This window comes from Rhodoplanes elegans (assembly GCF_016653355.1).
GTDB classification, from domain to species: Bacteria; Pseudomonadota; Alphaproteobacteria; order Rhizobiales; family Xanthobacteraceae; genus Rhodoplanes; species Rhodoplanes elegans.
The window spans coordinates 1-3,694 of the sequence record NZ_NHSK01000269.1; the positions used below are offsets into that span (position 1 = coordinate 1).

The 3,694-nt window shown below is 71.6% G+C and carries 2 protein-coding genes; both read left to right on the forward strand.

Annotated elements, in window-relative coordinates:
* On the forward strand, positions 1-2,281 hold a 2,281-nt coding region (locus CCR97_RS28245), incomplete at its 5' end, for a xanthine dehydrogenase family protein molybdopterin-binding subunit (RefSeq protein WP_338049152.1).
* 174 nt (positions 2,282-2,455) lie between these two features.
* Positions 2,456-3,622, forward strand: a complete 1,167-nt coding sequence (locus tag CCR97_RS28250) for a mandelate racemase/muconate lactonizing enzyme family protein (RefSeq protein ID WP_111360088.1) — start codon at positions 2,456-2,458, stop codon at positions 3,620-3,622.
* The last annotated feature ends 72 nt before the right edge of the window (positions 3,623-3,694 follow it).

Consider the following 3,694-nt stretch of genomic DNA (forward strand, 5'->3'; position numbering starts at 1 on the left):
CAACGCCCTGATCGGCAGCGCCGTGCCGCGGTTGGAGGATTCTCGGCTGGTCACCGGCCGCGGCCGCTATGTCGGGGACGTCGCCATGGCGGGCCGCCTCGCCGCCGTGGTGGTGCGGAGCCCCGTCGCGCACGGTCTTTTGCGCGGCATCGATCGTGACGAAGCGCGCGCCATGCCAGGCGTTTATGCCGTGCTGACGGCCGAGGACGTGATCGCGGCGCACGGCGCGGTTCCGAACATCCCGCTGCGGCAGGACTCCTCGCCCGACTTCGTCCGCGCCGCCCAGCCGGTGATCGCGCACGCGGTGGTGCGCTATGTCGGCGAGCCGGTGGCGATCGTGATCGCCGACACGGCGGCGCTCGCCGAGGACGCGGCCGAGCGGGTCGGCCTCGCCATCGACCCGCGGCCGGCGATCGCCGGCGTCGCGGCGGCACGCGACGCCGCGACACGGCTGTTCGCCACGATCCCGGACAATCGCGCCGGCACGCTCTTCGGGCGGCGCGGCGACGCCGACGCGGCGTTCGCACGCGCCGACTACACGCGGCGCGAGACGTTCCGCATCCATCGCCACACCGCCGTGCCGATGGAGCCGCGCGGGCTCCTGGCCGCGTGGGACGCGGCCGCCGGCCGCCTCACCCTGCACGGCGCCGCCAAGGTGCCGTTCGCCAACCGCAAGATCCTCGCCGGACAGCTCGGCCTGCCCGAGGAAGCGGTGCGGCTGATCGAGGACGATGTCGGCGGCGGCTTCGGGGTGCGGGGCGAGTTCTACCCGGAGGACTTCCTGATCCCGTTCGCGGCCCGGACGCTGGGGCGGCCCGTGCGCTGGATCGAGGGTCGCCGCGAGCATTTCCTCGCCACCAATCATGCCCGCGAGATGGAGGCGACGATCGAGATCGCCTGCACGCGCGACGGCACCATCCTGGCGCTGCGCGGCACCGCGACGATCGATCTCGGCGCCTATGTCCGCACCACCGGGGCGACCCCGGCCCGCAGCATCGCCCAGTTCCTGGCCGGGCCGTACCGCATTCCGGACGTGGCGATCGACGTGGATCTGATGCTCACGACCAAGACGCCGGTCGGCACCTATCGCGGCCCCGGCCGCTTCGAGCCGGATTTCTTTCGCGAGCGGCTGATCGACATGGCCGCCAAGGATCTCGGGATCGACCGCGTCGCGATGCGGGCCAAGAACCTGGTCGGTCGCGACGAGATGCCGTGGCGGCTCCCCACCGTGACGCCGCTCGGGATCGAGAGCGAATGCGACAGCGGCGACTACGCCGCGACCTTCGCGCAGTGCCTCGCCGATTTCGGCTGGGAGGAGAAGTCGGCGCTGCAGGGCCGCCTGATCGACGGCCGCTATCACGGCATCGCGACGGGCTGCTACTTCGAAGGCGGCGCGCCGGGGCCGGCCGAGAGCGCCATGCTGCGGTTGGAGCCCGACGGGCGGGTCGCCGTGCATGTCGGCTCCTCGGCGCTCGGCCAGGGGCTCGAGACCGTGATGGCGCAGATCGCCGCCGATGCGCTGGAGCGTCCGCTCGACGCGATCGCCCGCGTCGTCCACGGCTCGACCGACGCGGTGCGCGACGGCTTCGGCTCCTACTCGTCGCGCGCGGTCGTGATGGGCGGCTCGGCCGTGCTGGCCGCGGCGGAGAGTCTGAAACGCTCGATCCGGGCCGCGGCGGCGCAGGCGTTCGGCTGCCTGGCCGACGACGTGACTCTCGACGACGGCACGGCCCGCGGGCCCGACGGTCGTTCGATCGTGCTGAAGGACCTCGCCGGAAAGGTGCCGGACGCCGAGGGCACGTTCGCGGCCAATGCCCGCGCCTACAGCTACGGCGCGCACGCCGCGCATGTCGCGGTCGATCCGGAGACCGGCGTCGTCGCGGTCCTCGCCTACACGGCGGTCGAGGACGTCGGTCGGGTGATCAACCCGGCGACCCTGCATGGCCAGACGGTCGGCGCCATCGTGCAGGGACTCGGCGGCACGCTGTTCGAGCAGATCGTCTACGACGACGACGGCGAGATCGTCACCGCCTCGCTCGCCGAGTATCTGCTGCCGACCGCGATCGACGTGCCGCCGATCTCGGCCCGCGCGATCGACATCGTGCCGGCGCCCGGCAACCCGCTCGGCGCCAAGGGCGGCGGCGAAGGCGGCATCATCCCGGTCGGCGGCGTGATCGCCAATGCGGTCGCGAACGCGCTCGCCGATCTCGGCATCGAGCCGTGCGCGCTGCCGCTGACGCCGATCCGCGTCTGGCAGATGATCCGGGACGCGAAACGGTAGGCTGGGTTCTGCGCATCGCACCTTGCCCACGTCGTCGGGAGCTTCGTTCCGGCTCGTCGCTCGACCGCGTGGGCATGCGTCGCAGGCCCACCCTGCGCCGCTTTGCATACCGACCGTGCGCGCCTTATGCTGGCGGTCCCGCCCCCCTCGCCTCCCAACCAGCTCGCGAAAATCATGACCGACTCTCCGATCGCTTCCGTCGACCTCGTGCACATCGCCCTGCCCACGCGGCGCGAGCACAAATGGACCGGCCTCACCGAGCCGATCGGCGGCTATGTGCTGGTCAAGATGACGGACCGCGACGGATGCACCGGCTGGGGCGAGGCGCCGGCCCTGAAGGACTGGGGCGGCGAGTTCGGCCGCTACTTCGGCGAGAGCCCCGGCACCACCATGGAGGTGATCAGATCCTATCTGGCGCCGGCCGTCGTCGGCGCCGTGCCGGGCGACATCGTCGACCTGCACGCCCGGATGGACCGCATCATCAAGGGCTTCCCCTACGCCAAGGCGGCCGTCGAGTTCGCCGCCTACGATCTCGCCGGCAAGCAGTGCGGGCTGCCCGTGCACCGCCTGCTCGGCGGGGCGGCGCGCAAGGCGATCCCGGTGACGCATTCGATCGGGCTCCTCGGCTTCGAGGAGGCCGAGCGCGAGGTCGCGAAGGTCGTCGAGGAAGGCATCAGGACCATCAAGATCAAGGTCGGGGTCGATCCCGATCGCGACGTCGAGATGGTCAAGCGCATCCGCGCCACCGTCGGGCCGAAGACGACGCTGTGCGTCGACGCCAACCAGGGCTACGCGACGCCGGGCGAGGCGATCCGCACCTTCCGCAAGATCGAGCATTGCGAGCTGAAGTATTTCGAGCAGCCGGTCGAAGGCATCGAGCGCATCGCCGAGGTGGCGCGCGCCATCGATGCGCCCGTGATGGCCGACGAGAGCGCCTGGAACGCCCACGACGTGATCCAGATCGTGGAGAAGCGCGCCGCCCAGATCGTGTCGATCTACACGACCAAGCCGGGCGGCCTGTTCAAGGCCATGGAGGTCGCCGCGGTGTGCCGGGCCGCCGGCATCGTCTGCAACGTCAACGGCTCGGTGGAGACCGGCATCGGCAACCTCGCCAACATCCAGCTCGCCGCCGCGGCGCCGGCCGTGACGCTGTCCTGCGTCGTGCCGGTATCGACGCCGGAAGACGCGCTCGGCGGCCGGGTCGGCGGCATCTACTACAAGGACGACCTGATCGCCGCGCCGATGCGGCTCGTCGACGGCGCGATCGTGCTGCCCGACGGTCCCGGCATGGGCATCGCGGCCGACGAGGCGAAGATCGCGCGCTACACGGTGCAGCGATGACGCGGACGGGCAGACGCGATGACGCGACGACGGGCTGACACGACGCGGTGACACGCCGCGGCGGCCGTGACG

Excerpts from the sequence above, each read along its gene's own strand:
- CCR97_RS28250 (WP_111360088.1), top strand. The coding sequence starts at position 2,456 with ATGACCGACTCTCCGATCGCTTCCGTCGACCTCGTGCACATCGCCCTG.